This is a genomic window from Vibrio mediterranei (assembly GCF_900088415.1).
Lineage (GTDB): Bacteria > Pseudomonadota > Gammaproteobacteria > Enterobacterales > Vibrionaceae > Vibrio > Vibrio mediterranei.
Genome location: NZ_FLLQ01000008.1, coordinates 1 through 22,585, shown reverse-complemented (window position 1 = coordinate 22,585; position 22,585 = coordinate 1). Strand labels below are relative to the sequence as shown.

Here is a 22,585-nt window from a genome sequence, read left to right as displayed (position 1 = left end):
TACCTAGCAATATTGTAAATCAAAAATAATCAGAATAATCTCTGGAGACGCCCATTTGATAATAAATTTGCAGAGGAGCAATTATGGGACCGCTATGGCTTGATGTGGAAGGTTATGAACTGAGTGCTGAAGATAAAGAGATTCTTGAGCATCCTACCGTTGGGGGCTTGATTTTGTTTGCGCGTAACTATCATGATTCCGAGCAGCTTATTGAACTGAACCGCCAAATCCGTCAAGCGGCGAAAAAGCCCATTGTTATCGGTGTGGACCAAGAGGGGGGGCGTGTTCAACGTTTTCGAGATGGTTTTACATTATTGCCGCCAGCCGCTCGATACGCGCAATTACGTGATGAAGCGCTCGCGAACCAAGCTGGTTGGCTTATGGCAGCAGAATTGATTGCTCACGATATTGATTTGAGCTTCGCGCCTGTTCTCGACCAAGGACACCAATCTAAAGCCATCGGCAATCGTGCTTTTGGTGATAACTTTCAAACCATCGTCCAGTACAGCACAGCGTTTATGGCCGGCATGAAAGCTGCGGGTATGGCGACTACTGGCAAGCACTTCCCTGGTCACGGAGGAGTAACGGCAGATTCTCATTTCGAAACGCCAATGGACAGTCGAGACACTATCTTTGAAGATGATATGCGAATCTTCAAGGCTCACATCAAAGCGGGTGTGTTGGATGCAATGATGCCAGCTCACGTAGTGTTCCCGCATTATGATGACAAGCCTGCCAGTGGTTCGAGCTATTGGTTAAAAGAGGTACTTCGTAATCAGCTAGGCTTTCGAGGCATAGTGTTCTCTGATGATCTTTCGATGGAAGGCGCAGCTATCATGGGGGGACCCGCTGAGCGTGCGCAACAAGCGCTGGACGCAGGCTGTGATACGCTGCTTATGTGTAATAACCGTCACTACTCTATCGAGGTACTAGATAACTTACCAATTACTAAGGTGAAGCAGGCTAGTCGGATGTTGAGGAAGAAAGAGTTTAATTTAGAAGACCTTAAGAAGAGTGCTCAGTGGAAAGCGGCGAATCACAAAATTCTGTCGTCGTTGGAAGGCTAGGAGTTGCTATTAGGATCCCCTTGCCGGTGCAGGGGGATAGCAGTTGAGGAGTGCCCAGCTTCAGCTTATCGAGATAAGCTGCTTACTTCCGTTAGTGAAAGCCTAACGTCTCTTTTAATGATTTCAGGTAGCGGCGACTTACAGGTATTGGGTGATCACTTTGAGTAATGATCTCGGCTAACCCATTGTCTAACAGCTTAATTTCTTTAATAGCCTTGACGTTCACTAAAAACTGGCGGTGGCAACGGATCAACGGCGTTTTATCTTCGAGTACTTTAAGCGTTAGCTGCGATGTGGCCTTTTGTTCGGCAGTTTGAACATGTACACCGGAAAGGTCGCTGTAGGCAAACTCAACATCGGTAGTTGGAATAATGACGATACGGTTGTGGCCGACACAAGGGATTTGGTCGAGTGTTTGTGGTGCTAGAGTATCGATCGCTTCCAGCGTTTGTTGCTCACGTTTTTTTAGTCGCTTAACGGTTTTTTCAAGACGACACGGATCAACAGGTTTTAGTAAGTAATCGAACGCATTATCTTCAAACGCTTGGATGGCATATTGATCGTAAGCGGTGACAAAGACGACTTTCGGCATGGTATCAGGGTCGAGCATGCCAAGTAGTTCAATACCGGTGACTTGTGGCATTTGAATATCAAGAAAGACCACATCTGGTTTGAGTTGGTTAATTTTCTTGAGACCTTCAATGGCATTACTTGCCTCACCAATGATGTCAATTTGCTCGGTTTCCTCCAAGAGCTCTATTAGCTCTTCACGAGCAAATAACTCATCATCAATTACTAAAGCTGTTAACTGTGTCATGACGCAATAGCTGTCCTTTTATCTTTGCGTGTAGAAGGCGAGGGGATGATAAAGCTCATTCGCGTAAAGTGGTCTTTTTCCACTTCAATTTTTAGCGCTCCGTCACGACCAAATTGATTTGTTAGGCGTTTACCGACAATTTGCATACCTAGCCCTTCATGTCCCTCCTTGGGCGCAATAAAGGTTCCGGCATTATCCTCGACGACTATCTCGCTCCCTGACTGAGTGGTATGACTATAGATTCGAATGATCCCACCTTCAATTAAATTGGAAATACCATGCTTAATCGCGTTTTCAACCAGAGGCTGTAAAGTGAAGCTCGGTACTTCTTGTTCTAACAGTTCTGAAGCAATATCAATATCCACTTCTAAACGGTCGGTAAAACGCGCTTTTTCGATAGTGAGGTAGGCGTTAACGTGGGCTAATTCCTCTTTTAAGGTGACCGTTTCGATATTCTGTTTCAGGTTGCTACGGAAAAACTGAGAAAGATGCTGTATTAGGCTGCGTGCTTTATCAGGATCGCGTCTAGTGATAGCACTAATGGTATTCAACGCATTAAACAGAAAATGTGGGTTAACTTGTGCGTGAAGTAGCTTGATTTCGGCCTGTTTGAGTAAGGTCTGTTTGTTTATGTAGTCACCATGAAGGATCTGGCTAGAGAGCAGCTGAGCAATACCTTCAGCCATGGACATATTAATGGTTGAGAATAGCTTACGCTTGGGCTCGTATAGCTTGATAGTGCCAATTACTTCGTCACCCGTGCGCAGTGGAATTATCAGCGCAGATCCCAATTTACAGTCTTCAGATATTGAGCACTGGTAAGGATTCTCTTTGCCGTCAAGGTAAATGATCTCGTTGTTGTTCATCGAATCGAGCGTACTTTGAGAGGAGATAGGTCGGTTAAGGTGATGATGGTCAGCGCCTATACCGACAAAAGCCAGTATCTTGTCATGATCGGTAATGGCGACGGCACCGACATTGGTTTCTTCGTAGATAATTCGTGCAATCTTGCTGGCGTTATTGGAGTTAAAACCATGGACTAAAATGCCCACGGAGCGTTCTGCAATGTTTAATGCGCGACGAGAGAAGGTCGCTGAGTATTCCTCAAAAATGGTCTTACGGTCTTGAAGAATGCTCATAAATAGCGCGGCACCGACAGAGTTGGCGATGATCATCGGAGCGGCAATATCAGAAACCAACGCATAAGCTTGATCAAAAGGTTTAGCTACAATGAGGATGATTAGCATCTGAACCAGTTCCGCCACAAAAGTAATGTAGAAGACAACCAGGGGGTTAAATAGCTCTTCTTTTTTATCCTTTCTGAGAAAATACAGATGCATTAAACCACCGATGACCCCTTCTGCCGTGGTGGAAATCGCGCAGGCTAAATCGGTAAATCCTCCTAATGTGTAGCGGTGTAGACCACCGGTTAACCCAACGGCAAACCCTACGATGGGGCCGCCGAATAGCCCACCCATCACCGCACCAATGGCTCGAGTATTGGCGATAGCATCGTTGATTTGTAATCCGAAGTAGGTACCCAAAATACAAAACGATGAAAACAGTACATAAATGCTGAGTTTATGACTTAAACGATTGGAGACACTAAACAGTGGAATAAAAAGCGGTGTCTTGCTCAGCATATAAGCGAGCATTAGATACACGCACATCTGCTGCAAAAGGGAGATGATTAAGTCCATAGATTACAACCAACAACGAAGTTGTATTTTATTGTATACGCAACTGACCAATCGTGGCAGTTTGTTATCATCGAACTGTTATCAAGAACTGAAGCGATAGTAATTCTTGGTGTAAAGTTATATTTACATTTAATGTTTTTCAAAGTTTACGCTTGCATGTGTTTTTTATCTAGGTATATTACCAGTTAAAGCTTAGCCGGACGGTTTTAATTATAAAGTTCGGTGTAAAATAATATTTACAGGTGAGACCATGAAGAAGAGTGAACTAAGTAATATTAATATCAGTGACGAACAGGTACTGATTACACCAGAACAACTAAAAGAAAAATTACCGTTGAGTGAAAAAGCTAGAAAGTTCATTCAAGATTCCCGTGAGACTATCGCCAACATTATTCATAAGAAAGATCATCGTCTACTTGTCGTATGTGGGCCTTGCTCTATTCATGATGTAGAAGCGGCGAAAGAGTACGCAAAGCGTTTGAAAGCGTTGTCGGAGCAGCTTAACGACCAGCTATACATTGTTATGCGTGTTTACTTTGAAAAGCCGCGTACAACGGTAGGCTGGAAAGGCTTGATTAATGACCCTCAACTGGATGGTACCTTCGATATCGAGCACGGACTGCACGTAGGGCGCGAACTCTTGGTAGAGCTTGCGGAAATGGACATTCCATTAGCGACAGAAGCGCTTGACCCGATCAGTCCACAATACTTGGCGGATACCTTCTCATGGGCGGCAATTGGTGCACGTACAACAGAGTCACAAACTCACCGTGAGATGGCCAGTGGTCTTTCGATGCCAATCGGCTTTAAAAATGGTACCGATGGTAGTTTGGCGACAGCAATTAATGCGATGCAAGCTGCTTCATCAAGTCACCGCTTTATGGGAATTAACCGTGAGGGTCAAGTCGCCTTATTAACGACTCAAGGTAACGAAAATGGCCATGTTATCTTACGTGGTGGTAAGCAGACCAATTATGACTCAGTATCGGTCACCGAATGTGAGCAAGAGTTAGCGAAATCGAATCTTGATGCGTCATTGATGGTGGATTGTAGTCATGCTAACTCTCGTAAAGATTACCGTCGTCAACCACTAGTAGCTGAAGATGTCATTCACCAAATCCGAGAAGGCAACAAATCTATTATTGGTCTAATGATTGAGAGTCATATCAATGAAGGAAACCAAAGTTCAGACATTCCTCTAGATCAAATGAAATATGGGGTGTCGATCACCGACGCATGTATCAATTGGGATACAACTGAGGCACTATTACGTCATGCTCATAAAGAGCTTGTCCCATTCTTGGAAAATCGTATTAAGGAATAATTACGTCCATGGCTGCTGAATTGAACGCATTGCGCGACCAAATTGATGAAGTCGATAAGCAAATGCTCGAGCTTCTTGCGAAGCGTCTATCCCTAGTAGAACAAGTTGGTGAAGTGAAAAGCCGTCATGGTTTACCTATCTATGCTCCGGATAGAGAAGCTGCCATGCTAGCGTCTCGTCGTGAAGAGGCGGCGAAGAAGGGCATACCACCACAGCTAATTGAAGACATTCTGCGCCGTACGATGCGCGAGTCTTACGCGAGCGAAAAAGACTCTGGATTCAAATGTCTAAATCCAGAGTTACGTTCAGTGGTTATCGTTGGTGGTAACGGTCAACTCGGTGGCCTATTTGGTAGAATGTTCAAACTGTCTGGCTACGAAGTCAGAGTACTAGGCAGCCAAGATTGGGATCGTGCAGATGAGATTCTCGATAACGCTGGTTTGGTTGTTGTCACTGTGCCGATTCACCTCACTGAGGGTGTGATTGAAAAGCTAAATGCGTTACCGAAAGATTGTATCCTTTGTGATTTAACATCGATCAAATCTAAACCTTTGAACTCAATGCTTGATATTCACAAAGGTCCCGTTGTTGGTCTTCACCCGATGTTTGGTCCTGATGTACCAAGCCTTGCGAAACAGGTGATTGTTTACTGTGATGGCCGAGGTGAGAACGAATACCAGTGGCTGTTGGAGCAGTTCAAGATTTGGGGCGCAAGTTTGTGTCAGATTTCTGCAGAGCAGCATGATAAAGGCATGACGCTTATCCAAGCGCTTCGTCACTTTACCTCGTTTGCTTACGGTCGCCACTTAAGTCAGCAGAACCCGGATTTAGATACGTTAGTTAAACTCAGTTCACCTATCTACCGACTCGAGTTGGCGATGGTGGGTCGATTATTTGCTCAAGACCCAAGCTTATACGGTGACATTATTATGTCTTCAGAAGAGAACATTGAGATGATCAAGTGCTTCCATAAACAGTTTGGAGAAGCATTAGCACTGCTTGATAGCAAAGATAAAGATAAGTTCATCTCTGAGTTTAATGAAGTTAGCGAGTGGTTTGGTGATTATTCACAGCAGTTTATGTCTGAGAGTCAGAACCTACTGAAGCAGGCTAACGATGCCATACATCGCGGTTAAACGCGGGCGATGAAAGAACCAATTAAAAAACGCAGCGAAGTCGCTGCGTTTTTTTAGTTTGTCTGTTCACTTGTTTCGTTGGTGGTGTCTTCGGTAACGGCAGTTTTAATCGAAGAATCCACATAGGGTGCATTAGTTAGGTTTATTTGTAGCTTAACCACGCTACCGACAAGATCAATCAGCGGTGCCCATTGCACTTTCTTTTCTTTCTCGAACACGTAATCGAAGTTCTCAGGGCTCCAATCGATGAAGTATTGAGGGTTAAGTGTGCGCCCTAAAAAGCGTACTTCATAGTGAAGGTGTGGTCCGGTTGAATTACCGCTATTTCCACACGTAGCGATGACGTCTCCTTTGCTGACGAACTGCCCACTCTTAGCTTTAAACTTATGTAAGTGAGCGTAAGAGCTCATAAAACCAAATGAATGGCGCACCGTCATATAGTTACCATAACCTTGACGGCTTGGTCTTACCGTTTCAATAACGCCATCGGCTGGCGCTAAGATTTGTTCACCTGTTTTACAGGTTAGGTCGATACCAGTATGTAACTGGCGTTTACCAGATATAGGGTTAGTACGTCGTCCATAAGACGAGGAAACGCGCTGATAAGTAACCGGGCTATCATTGGGAATTAAGCGCAGCATTGTGGCACGAACTGCGGAGTCAATGGCGGCCGCATCAATACGCTCCGCTAATGGCATTTCAGCATCGTAGAGCTCTTCATCGGTGAGACCAAGAACTGTTTCCACGTCATTAACTCGTTTGCTCAGGAGTTGGAGCTCATCACGTTTCTCTTCAAGTTCTTGAGAAAGATCGTGAGTGACATTGACTTGTTCTTCCAGTTTAGCTTCAAGTAGCGCTTTTTCTTGCTGTAGATCCGTCAGAGACACTTCAGTAGATGACAGCTGTGTTTGAGATTGGTTATAGGAATAACCGACTAAGCCCAAGGCAACAGGAAAGGCTGCAGCGAAGAGGATGGCAGTGTAAGTACGCTTTCGTCCTAAACGCAGAGTTCGTTTCTTTCCTTGTTCATTCGGTATTACTACCTTGATTCTATTCGGCATAGTGATTATCGCTACACCACATTGGTCTATGAAATGTGGTGATTTTTCAGTTAATTTCGTTATTTTGTGGGTGAAAATCACAAAAAAGAGGGCGCTATTATTAGCGCCCTCTTGAAAAAAAACAAGTTTATCTCAAATTCAAACGGTTATTTTGAGATGCGTTTGTATTTAATACGGTGTGGTTCAGCAGCTTCTGGACCCAAAGTCTTCTTCAGCCATTCCATGTACTCAGTGTAGTTACCTTCATAGAAGTTAACTTGACCTTCATCGCGATAGTCGATGATGTGAGTAGCGATACGGTCTAGGAACCAACGGTCGTGCGAGATAACCATGGCACAGCCTGGGAACTCTAGTAATGCTTCTTCAAGTGCACGTAGAGTTTCAACGTCTAGGTCGTTGGTAGGCTCATCGAGTAGCAACATGTTGCCGCCCGCTTTAAGAAGCTTAGCGAGGTGAACACGGTTGCGCTCACCACCGGAAAGTTCACCGATGATCTTCTGTTGGTCGCTACCTTTGAAGTTAAAGCGTGAGCAGTACGCGCGCGCAGGAATTTCAAAGTTGTTGATCTTAATGATGTCAGCGCCTTCTGAGATCTCTTGGAAAACCGTATTGCTATCGTTCATTGAATCACGGAACTGTTCTACAGAAGCTAGTTTCACGGTATCACCGAGTTCAATTGTGCCGGCATCTGGTTGCTCTGTGCCACTTAGCATTTTGAATAACGTCGATTTACCCGCACCGTTAGCACCGATGATACCTACGATAGCACCTTTTGGAATGCTGAAAGAAAGATCATCAATCAGTACACGGCCATCGAATGACTTAGTCAGGTTGTTCACTTCTAGAACTTTATCACCTAAACGCTCACCTGGTGGAATGAATAGCTCGTTCGTTTCGTTACGTTTTTGATGATCGCCACTTTGTAGCTCTTCAAAACGTGCCATACGTGCTTTTGACTTCGCTTGACGGCCTTTAGGGTTTTGACGAACCCATTCCAGTTCTTTCTCAATGGTTTTCTGACGAGCTTTCTCTTGAGACGCTTCTTGTTGTAGACGTGCATCTTTTTGCTCTAGCCATGAAGTGTAGTTACCTTCCCATGGAATACCTTCACCACGGTCAAGCTCAAGAATCCAACCTGCTGCGTTATCTAAGAAGTAACGGTCGTGGGTAATCGCAACAACAGTGCCATTGTAGTCCACTAGGAAGCGTTCAAGCCAAGCAACAGATTCGGCATCTAGGTGGTTGGTTGGTTCGTCAAGAAGCAGCATGTCTGGCTTCTCAAGCAATAGGCGACAGATAGCGACACGGCGACGCTCACCACCGGATAGGTGTTGAATCTTCGCATCCCACTCAGGTAGACGAAGAGCGTCAGCGGCACGCTCTAGGGCGTTCTCTAGGTTATGACCATCTTTCGCTTGGATAAGAGCTTCTAACTCACCTTGTTCTTTAGCCAATGCGTCGAAGTCTGCATCTGGTTCAGCGTAAGCCGCATACACTTCGTCTAGGCGCTTCATTGCACCAGCAACATCGGAGACTGCTTCTTCAACGATTTCACGAACCGTTTTTGATTCATCAAGAACAGGTTCTTGCGGCAAGTAACCTACGTTCAGACCAGGTTGCGGACGCGCTTCACCATCGATATCAGTATCAATACCCGCCATGATACGTAGAAGGGTAGACTTACCAGCACCATTTAGGCCTAGAACACCGATTTTTGCACCAGGGAAGAAGCTAAGAGAGATATCTTTAAGGATTTGTCGCTTTGGTGGCACTACTTTGCTCACGCGCGACATGGTATAGACGTATTCAGCCATTGCCGATCGTTCCTACTTTTGAAGTCAATAAAGTTGTTATTTTACACTACGCAGTCAGAACGTTTCAATTTTCGTTATGCGATCTTAAGCCTCAATATCATTCAAAATGCGCGGTTTCGCCAAGAGTCAGGGAATTCTCAACAATGGAAACAAATTCTTAATGACAAACCCATTGGCAAGAAGGAGTAATTGGTCTTAAATTGAAGATTGACCATGTATTCAAATGAAGCTGACAAGGCTCAATAAAAAACGACAACAATAAACTCACTGGTCATTCTTCACAGCATCTAAGGAAATCGGTACATGCTTTTATACGGACGGTATAAGCAACGACTGCTAGCAGTTACTTCGGTCATCGTAGCCTCACTGGCATGGCCTGCATTTGCGGCAGAAACACAACTAGAACAACAACGCTCAGATTATGATAGGGCGCAAAAGCTCATTGATAAAAAAGATGTCAATGGTTATCAAAAACTTCGGCCTAAAATTGAAGATTACGCTTTGACTCCTTATGTCGATTATCGAGTGTTTTCTTTGCAACTAGCAGATAAGTCGATTGAGGACGTCAATACATTTATTGAGCAGCATAAGGGTTTCCCTTTCTCCTATCGTATTAGAGCGCCGTATTTGGATCAATTGGCCCGTCAAAACAAATGGCAAGACATTCTAACCTTTCAAACCTCTTACCCAAATGGCGAGCGATATCAATGTCACTACCACTATGCTCAGCTTAAAACTGGGAATAAACAGGAGGCGTACAAAGGCGCTCAAAACTTATGGTTGAGTGGAAATAGTGTTGATAGTGCTTGTGATAAGTTATTCAAGGAATGGGATAAGTCAGGAGCGCTGACCGACCAACTAATTGTCGAGCGAATGATCCTTGCTTTTGAAAAGCGTAATGGGTCATTAATTAACTATCTAAATAAGAAGCTGGCAACATCGACAGGTAAACAGCATGGGAAACAAATTAAAGACCTGTTCAAATCACCTAATAAGGTGGTGTCTTTTGCTGACAGTAAATTCCCACAACCGTATAAAAACCAGCTAACTGAACTGTCACTCCGAAAGTTAGCTCGTAGTGACAGAGATAAAGCAAGAACCGCACTAACTCAACTGAGTAAAAATGCCTCGCTAGACGATGAGTTGCAACAGTCGATGCAAGATTATGTGGCGATGCGTTACATCACGACGGATTCCGAAGCCGAAGCTAACTGGCGTGATAAAGTGCTTAGCCAATCAAGCAATGATGGTTACTTGGAACGTAGAGCGCGTCTTGCGGTGCAACAAGCCGATTGGAAAGGCTTGAACCGTTGGATTAGTAAAATGTCGCCAGAGAAACAAGAAACCAGTCGTTGGCAATATTGGTTGGCGCGTTCTGAGTTGGTAACAGGTAACAAAGAGCAAGGACAACAACGCCTAGAAGGGATTGTAGGTCAGCGTAACTTTTACAGCGCCGCTGCCGCGACATACCTAGAGCACTCTATTGTTTATCCTATTTCCACGACAGTGTTAGACCCTAAAGTCGTAGCACCGTATCAAGCTAGCTTAGACCGAATCGAAGAGTTGATTGAGCGAGACAAAATAGCCGCAGCTAAATCAGAGTGGCGTTTCTTATTGTCTAACGTAACTGCAGATGAGAAGCAGATGTTAGCGGCTTATGCTGGCAAGAAACGTTGGCATCATTTCACCGTTGTAGCGACAATTTCTGCCAAAATGTGGGACAACATGTCATTGCGCTTCCCAACGGCCCATCGCTGGTGGTTTGATTTCTACAGTGACAAGCTCGACCTTGATAGCGTGTTACTCATGTCGCTCGCACGTCAAGAAAGCGCGATGGATGTGGAAGCGCGCTCTCCTGTAGGTGCTCGAGGCGTGATGCAGATTATGCCAGCTACGGCAAAGTATACTGCGAAAAAGCACAAGATACGCTATGGCAGTACAAGTGACTTGTATCAGGTGGGTAAGAACATTGAGATAGGCTCGCACTACCTTAATGAGCTGCTTGATAACTACGATGATAACCGTATCTATGCATTAGCTGCCTACAATGCAGGGCCTAACCGCGTAAAACGTTGGCGTGAAGCTTCTGATGGCAAGTTAGATGCCATCGCCTTTATTGAAGCGATACCTTTTAGAGAGACTCGTGGTTACGTTCAGAATATTCTAATGTTTCAAGTCTACTATCGAGATTTACTTGGTGTTCAGGGAAGTTTCCTCACTGAAGCGGAAGCGAAAAAACGTTACTAGTGGAGATGGGCTACCAATTCATGTGGGCTTGGAGTTAGAATGGGTAACTGGATGTTTCTGATGGAATATTAAATGGAACCACACTATCAAGACTGGCAACAGGTACTCGACCTTATTCAGCGTTCGCAAAGCAGTGAGCAGCAAGCAATGCTGATGACGATGTTGCTAACACCAGATGAACGTGAAGCAGTGACGGCGCGGGTGAACATTCTCTGTGAGTTGTTAAAGGGAGACATGTCCCAACGCCAAATTAGTCAGATGTTAGGCGTAGGTGTGGCAACCATTACTCGCGGCTCTGCGGAAGTAAAGCGCTTGGCCGACAAAGATAAGAACGCGCTTAGCGACTTATTGCTTAAGTAAGCGAAACCTATGGGTTTCGCTTACCTTGTCAGAGAAAACGTCTTTAGAAGTGTTCAGGATTGGTAAATGGGATCAGCGCCAGTATTAACGCTTGGTGATACACAGAACTGCGTGTGAGCTGATGCTGGGTTAGTAAACCAATTGCCCCGCCTTTTTGTTTGATATTATCGGTACCAAAGGTCTTATCCATCACATCGCCTAGTTCAACGCTTGGCGACAGTTGGTCTACGACTGCGGGTGGAAGCATTAGACTCGCGCTTCTTGATTCGCCCGTCTGTGTCTCTGTTTCAATAATCATCCATGCAAACGTGGAATGCCCATCTAAACCAGCTTCAATCCCAACATAGAAATCACCGTCTTTGATGGTTTTCTTGGCATTGTGAACTCGTGTTTTAGCACCAAGATGAGTTTCATCATTGCTCATAGGTTGCTCGGCCACGCCACTTGGCACGTTTACCCCTTGAAAAGTGAACGTTTGGCTAGGAAAAGCGGATTCAAAGGCGCTTTTTACGGCATTGATTTTGGCTGGGTTAAGCGACGCGATAACCACTTTGTTCATTATTACTTATCCTGTCTATACGTTTGGGCTTAATTCTAACGTAAATCTACCTTAGATTTGTCATTTAATAACGATGTGTTTTTTATCATTAGTGTGAGTGCTAAATGCCTCCATTAGGAATAATTAGAATTTATATGGTACGATATTCTGTATTTGATGGTAATGTTGTACGCATAAGAGATAATAGAAATGAGATTAAAAAAAGTAGTGGTTGCCTTAGGGCTTATTTCTCTTGTTGGTTGCCAAGCGACGCAGCGACAAAACGCGACAACAGGAGAGTATGAGACAAACTCAGCAACCAAAGGAGCTGTGATTGGCGCAATTGCTGGCACAGCTGTTGGTATTGCTTCAGGTGGTGATAGCCGTGGGATTCTTATTGGTGCGGCGAGTGGCGCAGCGTTGGGTGGTGGTGTCGGATATTATTTCGACCAACAAGAAAAAGCGCTGAGACAAGAGTTGTTAAATTCAGGTGTGCAAGTTGAGCGTGTTGGTGACAATCAACTTTTATTACGTTTAGAGAACGGTATTGGTTTTGACAGTAATTCTCACGCTCTTAACAGTAGTATTCACAACACACTGAGAGGTGTAGCGCGTATTTTGGTTGAGTATCCTGATACCAGTTTAGTTATCGAAGGCTATACAGATAGTACGGGTAGTGCTCAATACAACCAAGAGCTATCAGAAAAGCGCGCTGAGCAAGTACGTTCGTTCTTGATTAGTCAGAATGTAGCGGCAGGTCGTGCGGTCGCCCGTGGTAATGGTGAGCGATTCCCAATTTGCAGCAACTCTACACCAGAGGGGCGTCAATGTAATCGTCGAGTGGAGATTAAGATTCTGCCGCTAAAGTAGCTTTGAAGACAGGCCACAGCTCGTAAAATAGAAATAGCCCCAGCTCATGATGACTGGGGCTATTTGTTTTTATTCACCTAAATCGGGCATCACTGGTTTTACGTTATCGATAGGGTAGCAACCCAGTACTTTAAGGTATTTAGTGATTTTTATAAGCTCATGAATGGCTTGTTGCATTGATTCTGAGTCTTTATGGGCTTCCACATCCACATAAAACATCTCTTCCCAAGGATTACCCATAATAGGGCGTGACTCGAGCTTGGTCATATTGATTCCATAGCGCTGGAGTACTAAGAGGGTTTCAACCAACGAACCTGCTTGTTGAGACGTCGCCATGATAAAGGTAGTTTTTGCTGGAATTTGCGCTGACACTTCAACAGGCTTTCTTGCAACGACGATGAATCGAGTGTGGTTTTCTGTCTGATTAGCAATGTTGCTTTGAATCGATTGCAAGCCATACAGTTTGCCACTGGCTGCGTGGCCGATTGCAGCAACATCGTCTCTATTAAGCTGCTGAACTTTCTGCATTGCATCCGCTGTACTTGCACAAGACTCTAGTTGAACGCCAGATAGTCTGCCCAAGAACTCACTGCATTGCTGATGAGGTTGTGGGTGAGAGTACAGCGTTTTGATGTTTTCCAGACGAATTTCTTTGGTCGCAACCAAGCAGTGCTCAATAGGTTGGGTGATTTCACCAACGATATGTAAAGTCGTATGTTGCAGTAAGTCGAATACTTCATTAATTGAGCCAGAGCTGGTGTTTTCAATAGGCAATACACCGAAATCAGCATGACCTGACTCAACCGTTTTTGTGACTTCTTTAAACTGGTCACAATTGAGTTCAATGAGCTCCGTGTTCTTACGAGAGAAATAATCTCGGCTTGCTAGGTGTGAATAAGAACCCTTAGCACCTAGAAAGGCCACTCTAGCAACAGGTTTTCTGCTTTGTTGCGGGTTGGCTAGGTTTTGCAGGTAAACCTGTTGCAGCAGAACAGAATCTTCAATGATGGTGTGGAAGATCTTTGTGATGTAAGACGCATCCAGCTCGTACTTGTCTTTACCGTTATTAATGAGCTTAACCAAAAGTTGTTGCTCACGAGCGGCATCACGAACCGGTTTTGAGGTTTCTACTTTGCTTTTTGCTACTTCAATGCTGAGCTTGCGACGTTCAGAAAGAAGCTGCAACAAGTTGTCATCTAGCTCGTTCAGACGTAAGCGAATTTCTTCAAGTGAGTAGTTTGTGTCTGTCATCAAATAATCCTTATAAAAAAACCTCCCATTGGGAGGCTTTCCGTTCGTTTTTGACTTTTCTTTCGAAAACGAAGAAGCCTCCAAGCCTAGTGGAGAAAAAAGAAGTCAAAAAAGAACAGATTAATCGGGTACATAGAAAATGTAGTCTTAAGTTTTTTTGGGCTAAGCCACACAATAAGCAAGGGAGTGGGGAGCGTCAAGCAAAAAAATAGCGCCTTACGGCGCTATTCTACAATCGTTTTATTTACGAGCCTTTATTCGGTTTCTTCTACTAACTCAGGCTTATCCGTGCGTCTCGCTTCTGGCTTATGTCTGAGTTTGTTTAGCTGACGTTCTAACTTCTGTTCTACCTCGTTAACGGCAGCGTATAAATCTTCATGAGTAGCGGAAGCGACAAGTTTGCCTTTGGGTACCGTAATGGACGCTTCGAATTTCATTTGTTTGTTTGGCTCTTCGCTGAAAGCAGTCTGGCAACTAATGATATCCACTTGCCATTTTTCTAACTTCTTAAACTTGCTTTCGATATGCTCACGGATTGCAGAGGTGATCTCAATGTTTTTACCAGTGATGTTTACTCTCATATGTTTTTTCCTCTGTTGCATCCCTCATGGGTTAACTCCAGATTACTTATCCATGGAGAAAAGAATGTGATCTAGATCACTAAAATGATAGGGTTTTTCGCATCAAAATTTAAATGTGATCTATCGCAAAACTTTTTACTGTTAACACATGAAAAGACTTTCTTTTCCGTCAAAAGTCATTAATTTGGAAAGAGTAGCGCACTGAAAATCCTCCATTTTTGGCGCGTTTTTACGACCTAAGAAATCTCCTGCTTAAAATTCACTCGACTTTAAAATGTGATCACTATCACTCAGTGATGGTCTCCTCTTTTGACCCCAAAACTCGATAAAATTCAATGTCACTATTTAGTGCTTGTTGTTCCTGCCTGATCTGCTGTAGAGACTCTAGCTGTTTGTAGATAACATAGTATCGGTTGATATTGGCCACGTAAGTCACGGGCTCAGAGCTAATATTCCTTCGTGCCATCAGCTCCACATTGCCAAACCATTTATTAGGGTCGTAACCGTATTTGGTGGCTAAGCGCCGCATTTTAGCGATGTTTCCCGGACCTGCATTGTAGGCCGCCAACGATAAATAAACTTTGTCATCATTACTTATCGCATCATCGCTAAAATATCTATCTCGGATAAAGCGCATATATTTCACGCCAGCATGGACGTTATTCTCAATTTTATTGATGTTTTTGATGTTTACATTGCGATCACGAGCGGTACTTGGAAGGACCTGCATGATGCCAACAGCACCTTTGGGTGAGACTTTGTTTTGGTTTAGCTTAGATTCTTGAAAAGCCTGTGCGGCAATCATAAGGAAGTCAAAGTCGTATTTGTCGCCATACTTCTTGAACAATGAAATCAGCTTATCCAATTGTTGGACATTCTTAGGATCAAGGGCCTTTGAAAACCAAGCGGTGTTATCCAAGTATTTGTTATAAATAATATTTCCTAGCAATGTGCCTTGTTTGGCAGTTTTAATATAAGCGTTTACTTGTTTCTCTAATTTTGGCGAGTCTTTGCGCATGGCCCACGCGATTTGACCATCTTTACTCAATGGTATTGAGTCATGGATATTTAAATCGTCAAACGTCTTGTTCCAAAAGAATGCTTTATGGCTATCGAGAACGGTCGCTCCAATATAGCCTTGCTTAACCATTTCGACCAATTCGTAGTCTTGAAGCGTTTCTTCTAAATACTGAACGTAGACAGGAGGCATATCATTGCTGGTTAGTTCTTGATTCAGTGCCTGTAAGTTTTCGAAATAACTAGAGCTGCCACGAACCCAAACTTCTTGACCACTTAAATCTTCGACACTTTCTAAAGACGGATAATCGTCAGTTGTCACAATCAGCTCGCTGATGTCAGAGAGAATCGGGGTACTGAACTGAATGATTTCTTGTCGTTTGGGTGTAATTGTGAGGTTTGCGACAACGAGATCGCCATAACCATTAACTAAAGCCGGAATGAGGTCGTCTCGTGGTACAGGAATTACCTGTACTTTCATCTTTGAGTATTTCTTTTTGAGATTTTTCTCGAAGTGATAGAGCTGTTCCGCTCCAATCCCTTTGGGTTGTCCTTTTTCTATGTAATAGAAACCAAGATCAGCCGAGACCAAAACGCGAATAACACGCTTCTCTACTAAACTATCCAAATCGCCAGTATATGGTTCATTACTTAGAGGAGTTAACTCTAAAGCCCTTACTGGAAGTGTCATGATCCCTATGACAAAACATAATAAAATCGCCTTCACAACTATCCCTTTTTGCTACTTAGCTAAAGATAAATATATAAATAAAAAAGGAATTTTGCCAACTTATGGGCACAAAAAAGCGCTGCATTGGCAGCGCTTTTGGAAGGTGGATTTGTCTATAACCCTAAAGTGGGTTTAGTTCCATTAGTTTCTCAGTACGTTCAACTTGCTCTTGCATTCCTAGTTCTTCGTACGCTTTCTTTTGCAGTACTAAAGATTGGCGAGCTGCTTCTGTATCAGGATAGGTTTTTTGAATTTCTTGAGCTCTATTGATAGCGGCAATCCAAGCTTCACGTCGGATATAGAAGTCAGCGGTAGCAAGGTCATATTTAGCCAAACGGTTTTTCAACGCAACCATACGTTTCTGCGCGTCTTCGGCGTAAGCACTATTCGGGTAACGTTTTAGTAGGCGATCGAAATCAGCAAATGCAGCTTTTACTGGCTCAGGGTCGCGGTCTGAGCGATCGATCCTGAGAATGTCATGCATGAAGTTTCTGTCTTGTGCCATATGCGTTAAGCCTCGCATATACAACACCCAGTCAGAACGTTCGTGAGTTGGATTTAATCGAGAGAAACGCTCTATCGTAGCCAGACCCAGCGCTAAGTCATCGTTCTTGTAGTAAGCGTAAATCAAATCAAGTTGTACTTGTTCAGTGTAAGCACCAAATGGGTAGCGAGAATCCAGCGCTTCAAGGCGCTCAATGGCTGATGTCCAGTTACCACCTTGTAACGATTCTTGAGCTTCAGCGTAGAGCTGGGAAGGCGGAACATCTGGGACGGTGACTTCTTTGTCAGCACAACCAAACAACAAAGCTAGAGAAAGCAAGCTTGTTAGTTTAAGTAGTTTCATACGAGAACGAGTTTCCTTGACGTAAATATTTTTCCGTGTCCATTACTTTTCTTCTCAGTAACGGATACAATGATGGGCTATATTATCCACACTCGTGGTATTAGTCCCAAGGTTTTTTAAAAAGTTCGATATGGCTCAGCAGATTGAATTAACAAATACAGTAAAAGACAGCCAGTTAGGTCAACGTTTAGACCAAGCTGTAGCTGAATTGTTCGCAGATTTTTCTCGTTCGCGCCTGAAAGAGTGGCTTCTGGACGGAAAAATTGCCGTTAACGGTGAGGTAATCACTAAACCGCGTACCAAAGTTATGGGCGGTGAGTTGATAACCGTTCAAGCTGAACTAGAAGATGAAGAGCGCTTTGAAGCTCAAGACATTCCTCTTAATATCGTCTACGAAGATGATGACATTATTGTGATCAATAAGCCAAGAGATTTCGTTGTTCATCCTGGAGCAGGGACACCAGATGGCACGGTTCTTAATGCGTTGTTACATCATTTCCCAGCGATCGCAGAAGTACCACGCGCAGGTATTGTTCACCGCCTCGATAAAGATACGACAGGTTTGATGGTTGTAGCTAAGACGGTTCCTGCTCAAACTCGATTGGTACGTGCTCTACAAAAGCGTAACATCACCCGTGAATACGAAGCTATTGCTATCGGTAAAATGACGGCTGGTGGTATGGTAGATAAAGCGATCGGTCGTCACTCGACTAAACGTACACTGATGGCTGTGAACGAACTTGGTAAACCTGCGGTAACTCATTACCGAGTTGCAGAACATTTCCGAGAGCACACCCGTATTCGTTTACGTCTAGAAACGGGTCGAACTCACCAAATCCGTGTTCATATGTCTTATCTTCAGCATCCACTGTTAGGTGATAGCGCTTATGGCGGCCGCGCTCGTATTCCACGCGGAGCGAGCGAAGAACTGACTCACATGATTCGTAGCTTTGATCGTCAAGCTCTGCACGCGGTAATGCTTAAGTTTGCGCATCCAGTTACTGGAGAAGAGATGACTTTCCATGCTCCTATTCCAGATGACATGGTTGTCGTGACGGAAGCGTTGCGTGAAGACGCTAAGTTAAACAAAGAAGAAGATTATTAATGTCGCTTCTGACGCCAAACTGGAGCAAACCTAATAATGTTGAAGCGTTAAGCTCGACACGTGAAAATGGAGTCTCTAAGGCTCCATTTTCCAGTTTTAATTTAGGCATGCATGTTGGCGATGAGCCTTCAGATGTATTGGCAAACCGTCGATCGCTGGAAATCAGTGCAAATATGCCGTCTTCTCCTGTTTGGCTCAATCAAACTCATTCGACTAGAATCGCTACCATTCAAGCTCCTACTGAACTGGTATTGGACGCGGATGCGAGTTTTACGCGAACCCCCGGTGTCGTCCTTAGTGCCATGACGGCAGATTGCTTACCAATTCTAATATGTGCAAAGGATGGAACAGCAGTTGCTGCGGTCCATGCAGGATGGCGTGGATTGGCCGACGGGATTGTCGAAAAGGCCGCTGGCCTGTTCGATAGTGAAGCACAGGCTTGGATTGGACCAGCAATTGGCTTTGAGTCTTTTGAAGTTGGACTGGATGTGAAACACGCATTCTGTCATATGAATCCTGAATATGGAATTGCATTTAAAGAAAGCGTGAATCCAGAGAAATGGCTTGCTGATCTGGCACTCATTGCACAGATGAAATTACAAGCTTCAGCGATCAGTGATGTAACGCTGAGTAACTTGTGCACGTTTAGCGATGAAAAACGTTTCTTTTCCTATCGACGTGATGGACAGACAGGTCGTATGGCAAGCTTTATCTGGATCAATCACTGATTTTCACTCCTTTGTCTTGAAATCCGTTTTGCTAGCAACCATCTTAATTGCATAACAAGCTGTATGTAATTTAAACGGGGGTTGCTATGCGCCTAGATCGATTTACTAGCAAATTCCAAATTGCTATTTCTGATGCTCAGTCATTGGCATTGGGTCGAGATCATCAATATATAGAACCTGTCCACCTTATGGTTGCTTTGCTTAACCAAGAGGGCAGTTCTATTCGTCCACTATTAACCATGCTGAACGTCGATGTGGTTCAATTACGTTCCAAACTGTCCGAGTTAATGGACAAACTTCCTAAAGTCACAGGTGTCGGTGGCGATGTTCAGCTGTCTAGTGCTATGGGGCAAATATTTAATCTCTGTGACAAAATTGCTCAAAAACGTCAAGACGCCTATATCTCTTCTGAGATCTTTTTGCTTGCAGCAATAGAAGATAAAGGCCCTTTAGGTGCGCTTTTGAAACAGCAAGGATTAACAGAAGCAAAAGTAAACCAAGCAATCGAGCAAATTCGTGGTGGTCAGAAAGTAGATGATCCCAATGCGGAAGAAAAGCGCCAAGCTTTGGAGAAATTTACCATCGATCTTACCGAGCGAGCGGAACAAGGCAAGCTTGATCCGGTCATTGGTCGTGACGATGAGATTCGCCGCACCATTCAAGTACTTCAACGTCGTACCAAAAATAACCCCGTCATTATAGGTGAGCCCGGTGTAGGTAAGACAGCTATCGTAGAAGGACTAGCACAACGCATTATTAATAATGAAGTCCCTGAAGGCTTGCGTGGGCGTCGTGTTCTTTCTTTAGATATGGGCTCATTGGTAGCTGGTGCCAAATATCGTGGTGAATTTGAAGAGCGTTTGAAATCAGTCCTAAATGAACTAGCTAAAGAAGAAGGTAACATCATTCTATTCATCGATGAGCTGCACACTATGGTTGGTGCTGGGAAAGGTGAAGGTTCGATGGATGCAGGCAATATGTTGAAGCCTGCATTAGCTCGCGGTGAACTGCACTGTGTCGGTGCGACAACATTGGATGAATATCGCCAGTATATTGAAAAAGATGCGGCGTTAGAACGACGCTTCCAAAAAGTATTGGTTGATGAACCAAGCGTCGAAGACACCGTAGCGATATTACGTGGCTTGAAAGAGCGTTATGAGCTCCATCACCATGTTGAAATTACTGACCCTGCTATCGTTGCTGCAGCGAGTTTATCGCATCGATATATTACTGATAGACAACTACCCGATAAGGCGATTGACCTTATTGATGAAGCTGCGTCGAGCATTCGACTTCAGATAGATTCGAAGCCGGAATCTTTGGATAAGTTAGAACGTAAAATCATTCAACTAAAAATCGAGCAGCAAGCTCTCAAAAATGAGTCGGATAATGCCAGTGAAAAGCGCTTGCTTGCTCTCAATGAAGAGTTAGAGTCAAAAGAGCGTGACTATGCGGAGCTGGAAGAAGTCTGGAATGCAGAAAAAGCAGCGCTATCGGGTACTCAACATATTAAGTCTGAACTCGAACAGGCAAGACTCGATATGGATGTGGCAAGACGTGCAGGCGATTTGAACCGAATGTCTGAGCTACAATATGGCCGTATCCCAGAGCTAGAGAAACAACTCGATTTAGCGACTCAAGCTGAAATGCAAGAAATGAGCTTGCTTCGCAACAAAGTGACAGATGCTGAAATCGCGGAAGTATTATCAAAGCAAACTGGGATTCCAGTATCTAAAATGCTTGAGGCAGAAAAAGATAAGCTTCTAAAAATGGAAGATGTTCTGCACAAACGCGTCATAGGGCAAGCGGAAGCTGTCGAAGTTGTATCTGATGCCATTCGCCGTAGTCGAGCTGGCCTCGCGGATCCTAATCGTCCAATAGGTTCTTTCTTATTCCTTGGCCCAACAGGTGTGGGTAAAACGGAACTGTGTAAAACGCTTGCAAGTTTTATGTTTGATAGTGAAGACGCCATGGTGCGTATTGATATGTCTGAGTTCATGGAGAAACACTCAGTCGCTCGTTTAGTAGGTGCGCCTCCCGGTTATGTAGGTTATGAGGAAGGTGGATACCTAACGGAAGCCGTTAGACGTAAACCATACTCGGTTATTTTGCTGGATGAAGTTGAGAAGGCGCATCCTGATGTCTTCAATATTCTACTGCAAGTTCTAGACGATGGCCGCTTGACCGATGGACAAGGTAGAACAGTCGACTTTAGAAATACGGTAGTCATTATGACATCGAATCTTGGTTCATCTCGTATCCAAGAGAATTTCCAGGTGCTTGATTATGAGGGTATTAAGCGAGAAGTAATGGATGTTGTGACCTCTCACTTCAAGCCAGAATTCTTAAATCGTGTAGATGAAAGTGTGGTCTTCCATCCTTTGGGTGCGGAGCACATTAAATCTATTGCGGGTATTCAATTGCAACGCTTGGGCAAACGCATGGAAGACAATGGCTATCACCTAGTGGTTGCCGATGCAGCTTTAGATTACATCGCCAAAGTAGGTTATGACCCAGTATATGGAGCTAGACCGCTTAAAAGAGCGATTCAACAAAGTATCGAAAACCCGTTGGCTAAAGAGATACTTGCCGGCAAAGTCGACCCAACTAAGCCAGTTCGTCTGATAGTGAACAACGACAAAATTGCTGTTGGGCAGTAAATAGCAAGGGAAATAGAGTAATAAAAGGGGGCTTAGCCCCCTTTTTTGTGTCTTTTTTCGACGCTTTGTTTCTTTTGTGTTCGAACGGCTGTAAAAAACGATTTTATTTCAAATTAGCGCTTGCCAAGAATTGGTTCATCTCTATAATGCCACCTCGCTGACACGGGATGAGGCAACGAAAAGCCTTCACGAGTTAGCAGGTCAAGTTGCTTCTAAAGAAGTAAAGCAAAATTAGTTAGGAAAGTGGTTGACACGATAACTGAAATAGCTAAAATGACCGTCCGTTTTGAGTAAGGCTCAAAACAAGCTCTTTAACAATATAAACCTATCAATCTGTGTGGGCACTCGTTGATGATAATCAAATTGGATACTTCGGTATCAAATTAGGTTTCAATGAAACGAAGTGACCAATCAAGTCGAAAGACTTGGCACAGTCAATTCATTATCGTTCTGTTGGAACGATAATAGCTTTAGATTACTAAGGTAGTTTAAAGTCAGTATTCATTGAGCCGAACAAAATCTTAAATTGAAGAGTTTGATCATGGCTCAGATTGAACGCTGGCGGCAGGCCTAACACATGCAAGTCGAGCGGAAACGAGTTAACTGACCCTTCGGGTGACGTTAACGGCGTCGAGCGGCGGACGGGTGAGTAATGCCTGGGAAATTGCCCTGATGTGGGGGATAACCATTGGAAACGATGGCTAATACCGCATAATGCCTTCGGGCCAAAGA

18 protein-coding genes, 1 rRNA gene and 1 other annotated feature are annotated in these 22,585 nt (G+C 44.0%); of the genes, 10 read left to right on the top strand and 9 right to left on the bottom strand.

What is annotated here, in order from left to right; genetic code table 11:
- Nucleotides 1-83: 83 nt before the first annotated feature.
- Nucleotides 84-1,067, top strand: coding sequence for a beta-N-acetylhexosaminidase (gene nagZ, locus VME0621_RS20005; protein ID WP_006072914.1), 984 nt, complete (start codon nucleotides 84-86; stop codon nucleotides 1,065-1,067).
- Nucleotides 1,068-1,158: 91 nt separating this feature from the next.
- Here the strand turns inward: nagZ and btsR are convergent, their stop codons facing one another.
- A complete protein-coding gene (gene btsR, locus VME0621_RS20000; protein ID WP_006072915.1) occupies nucleotides 1,159-1,884 on the bottom strand; it encodes a two-component system response regulator BtsR in 726 nt (241 codons plus the stop codon).
- Complete coding sequence (locus tag VME0621_RS19995) at nucleotides 1,881-3,584, bottom strand: sensor histidine kinase (protein ID WP_038222671.1); 1,704 nt, start codon at nucleotides 3,582-3,584, stop codon at nucleotides 1,881-1,883. Before VME0621_RS19995 ends, btsR begins: the two co-directional genes overlap by 4 nt.
- A gap of 250 nt (nucleotides 3,585-3,834) precedes the next feature.
- Between VME0621_RS19995 and VME0621_RS19990 the strand changes: the two genes are divergently transcribed.
- Entirely contained in the window at nucleotides 3,835-4,908 is a 1,074-nt protein-coding gene (locus VME0621_RS19990) for a 3-deoxy-7-phosphoheptulonate synthase (protein WP_006072917.1), read from the top strand.
- 8 nt (nucleotides 4,909-4,916) lie between these two features.
- Nucleotides 4,917-6,044, top strand: a complete 1,128-nt coding sequence (gene tyrA / locus VME0621_RS19985) for a bifunctional chorismate mutase/prephenate dehydrogenase (protein WP_062459831.1) — start codon at nucleotides 4,917-4,919, stop codon at nucleotides 6,042-6,044.
- Between the two features lie 53 nt (nucleotides 6,045-6,097).
- Here tyrA and VME0621_RS19980 read toward each other — a convergent pair whose 3' ends face one another.
- Together VME0621_RS19980 and ettA are read right to left on the bottom strand one after the other, a co-directional pair.
- A complete protein-coding gene (locus tag VME0621_RS19980) occupies nucleotides 6,098-7,105 on the bottom strand; it encodes a M23 family metallopeptidase (RefSeq protein WP_006072919.1) in 1,008 nt (335 codons plus the stop codon).
- A gap of 146 nt (nucleotides 7,106-7,251) precedes the next feature.
- Nucleotides 7,252-8,919 (bottom strand): energy-dependent translational throttle protein EttA, encoded by a 1,668-nt coding sequence (gene ettA / locus VME0621_RS19975; protein WP_006072920.1) that lies wholly within the window; start codon nucleotides 8,917-8,919, stop codon nucleotides 7,252-7,254.
- Nucleotides 8,920-9,222: 303 nt separating this feature from the next.
- On the opposite strand from ettA, the gene sltY reads away from it, so the two are divergent.
- Nucleotides 9,223-11,166: a murein transglycosylase gene (gene sltY, locus VME0621_RS19970; RefSeq protein WP_062459830.1), complete on the top strand. Its 1,944-nt coding sequence runs from the start codon at nucleotides 9,223-9,225 to the stop codon at nucleotides 11,164-11,166.
- Between the two features lie 72 nt (nucleotides 11,167-11,238).
- Nucleotides 11,239-11,526 carry a trp operon repressor gene (gene trpR, locus VME0621_RS19965; protein ID WP_006072922.1) on the top strand — a complete coding sequence of 96 codons (288 nt, stop codon included), beginning with the start codon at nucleotides 11,239-11,241 and terminating at the stop codon, nucleotides 11,524-11,526.
- A 43-nt stretch (nucleotides 11,527-11,569) separates the two neighbouring features.
- Here trpR and yjjX read toward each other — a convergent pair whose 3' ends face one another.
- Entirely contained in the window at nucleotides 11,570-12,085 is a 516-nt protein-coding gene (gene yjjX / locus VME0621_RS19960; RefSeq protein WP_006072923.1) for an inosine/xanthosine triphosphatase, read from the bottom strand.
- A 189-nt stretch (nucleotides 12,086-12,274) separates the two neighbouring features.
- Between yjjX and VME0621_RS19955 the strand changes: the two genes are divergently transcribed.
- Entirely contained in the window at nucleotides 12,275-12,934 is a 660-nt protein-coding gene (locus VME0621_RS19955) for a YiaD family glycine zipper/OmpA-like lipoprotein (protein WP_062459828.1), read from the top strand.
- Between the two features lie 69 nt (nucleotides 12,935-13,003).
- On the opposite strand, the gene pheA is transcribed toward VME0621_RS19955, so the two are convergent.
- The 4 genes from pheA to bamD all read right to left on the bottom strand — a co-directional run bounded on the left by pheA (nucleotide 13,004) and on the right by bamD (nucleotide 17,360).
- A complete protein-coding gene (pheA, locus tag VME0621_RS19950; protein WP_006072925.1) occupies nucleotides 13,004-14,185 on the bottom strand; it encodes a prephenate dehydratase in 1,182 nt (393 codons plus the stop codon).
- A 12-nt stretch (nucleotides 14,186-14,197) separates the two neighbouring features.
- Nucleotides 14,198-14,317: a sequence feature (Phe leader region), on the bottom strand.
- Between the two features lie 122 nt (nucleotides 14,318-14,439).
- Nucleotides 14,440-14,766 (bottom strand): ribosome hibernation-promoting factor, HPF/YfiA family, encoded by a 327-nt coding sequence (gene hpf, locus VME0621_RS19945; protein WP_006072926.1) that lies wholly within the window; start codon nucleotides 14,764-14,766, stop codon nucleotides 14,440-14,442.
- A gap of 286 nt (nucleotides 14,767-15,052) precedes the next feature.
- Nucleotides 15,053-16,474 (bottom strand): MltF family protein, encoded by a 1,422-nt coding sequence (locus VME0621_RS19940; protein ID WP_062459826.1) that lies wholly within the window; start codon nucleotides 16,472-16,474, stop codon nucleotides 15,053-15,055.
- A gap of 160 nt (nucleotides 16,475-16,634) precedes the next feature.
- Complete coding sequence (bamD, locus tag VME0621_RS19935) at nucleotides 16,635-17,360, bottom strand: outer membrane protein assembly factor BamD (protein WP_006072929.1); 726 nt, start codon at nucleotides 17,358-17,360, stop codon at nucleotides 16,635-16,637.
- 130 nt (nucleotides 17,361-17,490) lie between these two features.
- Here bamD and rluD point away from each other — a divergent pair, with 130 nt between their 5' ends.
- The 4 genes from rluD to VME0621_RS19915 all read left to right on the top strand — a co-directional run.
- Complete coding sequence (gene rluD / locus VME0621_RS19930) at nucleotides 17,491-18,465, top strand: 23S rRNA pseudouridine(1911/1915/1917) synthase RluD (protein WP_062459824.1); 975 nt, start codon at nucleotides 17,491-17,493, stop codon at nucleotides 18,463-18,465.
- Nucleotides 18,465-19,193, top strand: a complete 729-nt coding sequence (gene pgeF / locus VME0621_RS19925; RefSeq protein WP_062459822.1) for a peptidoglycan editing factor PgeF — start codon at nucleotides 18,465-18,467, stop codon at nucleotides 19,191-19,193. Before rluD ends, pgeF begins: the two co-directional genes overlap by 1 nt.
- Nucleotides 19,194-19,279: 86 nt before the next feature.
- Nucleotides 19,280-21,853, top strand: a complete 2,574-nt coding sequence (clpB, locus tag VME0621_RS19920) for an ATP-dependent chaperone ClpB (protein WP_006072932.1) — start codon at nucleotides 19,280-19,282, stop codon at nucleotides 21,851-21,853.
- Nucleotides 21,854-22,376: 523 nt separating this feature from the next.
- Nucleotides 22,377-22,585, top strand: a 16S ribosomal RNA gene (locus tag VME0621_RS19915); the annotation flags it as partial.

Bases quoted from the DNA above. Each gene is read 5' to 3' on its own strand.
- nagZ (WP_006072914.1), top strand. From the start codon at position 84: ATGGGACCGCTATGGCTTGATGTGGAAGGTTATGAACTGAGTGCTGAA.
- btsR (WP_006072915.1), bottom strand. From the start codon at position 1,884: ATGACACAGTTAACAGCTTTAGTAATTGATGATGAGTTATTTGCTCGT.
- VME0621_RS19995 (WP_038222671.1), bottom strand. From the start codon at position 3,584: ATGGACTTAATCATCTCCCTTTTGCAGCAGATGTGCGTGTATCTAATG.
- VME0621_RS19990 (WP_006072917.1), top strand. From the start codon at position 3,835: ATGAAGAAGAGTGAACTAAGTAATATTAATATCAGTGACGAACAGGTA.
- tyrA (WP_062459831.1), top strand. From the start codon at position 4,917: ATGGCTGCTGAATTGAACGCATTGCGCGACCAAATTGATGAAGTCGAT.
- VME0621_RS19980 (WP_006072919.1), bottom strand. From the start codon at position 7,105: ATGCCGAATAGAATCAAGGTAGTAATACCGAATGAACAAGGAAAGAAA.
- ettA (WP_006072920.1), bottom strand. From the start codon at position 8,919: ATGGCTGAATACGTCTATACCATGTCGCGCGTGAGCAAAGTAGTGCCA.
- sltY (WP_062459830.1), top strand. From the start codon at position 9,223: ATGCTTTTATACGGACGGTATAAGCAACGACTGCTAGCAGTTACTTCG.
- trpR (WP_006072922.1), top strand. From the start codon at position 11,239: ATGGAACCACACTATCAAGACTGGCAACAGGTACTCGACCTTATTCAG.
- yjjX (WP_006072923.1), bottom strand. From the start codon at position 12,085: ATGAACAAAGTGGTTATCGCGTCGCTTAACCCAGCCAAAATCAATGCC.
- VME0621_RS19955 (WP_062459828.1), top strand. From the start codon at position 12,275: ATGAGATTAAAAAAAGTAGTGGTTGCCTTAGGGCTTATTTCTCTTGTT.
- pheA (WP_006072925.1), bottom strand. From the start codon at position 14,185: ATGACAGACACAAACTACTCACTTGAAGAAATTCGCTTACGTCTGAAC.
- hpf (WP_006072926.1), bottom strand. From the start codon at position 14,766: ATGAGAGTAAACATCACTGGTAAAAACATTGAGATCACCTCTGCAATC.
- VME0621_RS19940 (WP_062459826.1), bottom strand. From the start codon at position 16,474: ATGACACTTCCAGTAAGGGCTTTAGAGTTAACTCCTCTAAGTAATGAA.
- bamD (WP_006072929.1), bottom strand. From the start codon at position 17,360: ATGAAACTACTTAAACTAACAAGCTTGCTTTCTCTAGCTTTGTTGTTT.
- rluD (WP_062459824.1), top strand. From the start codon at position 17,491: ATGGCTCAGCAGATTGAATTAACAAATACAGTAAAAGACAGCCAGTTA.
- pgeF (WP_062459822.1), top strand. From the start codon at position 18,465: ATGTCGCTTCTGACGCCAAACTGGAGCAAACCTAATAATGTTGAAGCG.
- clpB (WP_006072932.1), top strand. From the start codon at position 19,280: ATGCGCCTAGATCGATTTACTAGCAAATTCCAAATTGCTATTTCTGAT.